Below are 999 nucleotides of genomic sequence, written 5' to 3'. Positions count from 1 at the left end.
CTCCTCGGCCTGCTCGTTGCGCTCGCGCTGCTGACCGGTCTGGGGGATGGCGTTGTTGCTCATTGGAGCCTCTTTCGTTGATCCGTGAATGGATGGTGACGGGATATGTGGTGCGCGGCCCAGCAGCAGGTTCGTCACGGCGCCGTAGTGGCTGCCGTGGCCGGCCCGCGTGAGTGGCCGACGTGACTGACTGGTGTTGCTGCCAAAGTTCTTTGCCAGTTTGTACCTGCTGGTGTACAAGACCGTAATCCATTTACTCGTAAAGACAATCTTTACAATGTTGTGGATTATGACCGATATGTATATCATATTGTAGGTATCGAACAACCTACTGACCCTGTTCTTGTTGGTGCATATAATGTACTTATCAAGCAGATTATGGAGGACGCTCGTGCTGCTATTGCTGCCAAGCGTGAGGCTAAAGCTAAAGCAGCTAGTTTTGTTGCTACTGCAATGAATGATGACGACATTCCATTCTAATGAACATAGTGCTACTGACCTTCGGGTTGGTAGCACTGATGTTATCAACAATAGTTTTGTTGATGCTATCGCTAGTGTTCGACATGGAAATGCTCATTATCGACATTAAATAGATTGCAGTAAACGAACTTAACAGTCTGATAAGACTTGTCAATCAAGACCTAGCTGTAAGTTCTGATAAGTCTTGTCCTAATATTAAACATTATGAAAGTACATCGTATTATTACTACTATTGAAGTTGAGAATGATAATTCTATAACTTCTATTGAACTTACTAAACTTTATCCTGCTGGTGATTGTATTCTTCTTGCTATTACTGATATGACTACTAATGGTAATGCTGATGATATAACAAAAGTATATGATAGTGTTAATAAGAGCAGACTTGGTATTGCTGGTAAATTAAAAAGTATCGCTCGTATTATTGATAATAGTCTTGATAGCCATGTTTATAATGTAGTTACTGATGATAATTCTACTAATGAAACTAATGATGATGGAATCCTATAACATTTTGTT

3 protein-coding genes are annotated in these 999 nt (G+C 40.8%); 2 read left to right on the top strand and 1 reads right to left on the bottom strand.

Annotated features, from left to right (window positions below):
* On the bottom strand, nucleotides 1-240 hold a 240-nt coding region (locus IE212_RS35320; protein ID WP_229864729.1), incomplete at its 3' end, for a hypothetical protein.
* Nucleotides 241-282: 42 nt separating this feature from the next.
* Here IE212_RS35320 and IE212_RS34440 point away from each other — a divergent pair.
* Together IE212_RS34440 and IE212_RS34435 are read left to right on the top strand one after the other, a co-directional pair.
* Nucleotides 283-480 carry a hypothetical protein gene (locus IE212_RS34440; protein WP_190201928.1) on the top strand — a complete coding sequence of 66 codons (198 nt, stop codon included), beginning with the start codon at nucleotides 283-285 and terminating at the stop codon, nucleotides 478-480.
* A 204-nt stretch (nucleotides 481-684) separates the two neighbouring features.
* Nucleotides 685-990 carry a hypothetical protein gene (locus IE212_RS34435; RefSeq protein ID WP_190201927.1) on the top strand — a complete coding sequence of 102 codons (306 nt, stop codon included), beginning with the start codon at nucleotides 685-687 and terminating at the stop codon, nucleotides 988-990.
* Nucleotides 991-999 lie beyond the last annotated feature (9 nt).

Source organism: Streptomyces djakartensis, from assembly GCF_014651075.1.
GTDB lineage: Bacteria > Actinomycetota > Actinomycetes > Streptomycetales > Streptomycetaceae > Streptomyces > Streptomyces djakartensis.
Note: the sequence above shows the minus strand (reverse complement) of the source record. Positions and strands in the feature narration are given on the sequence as shown.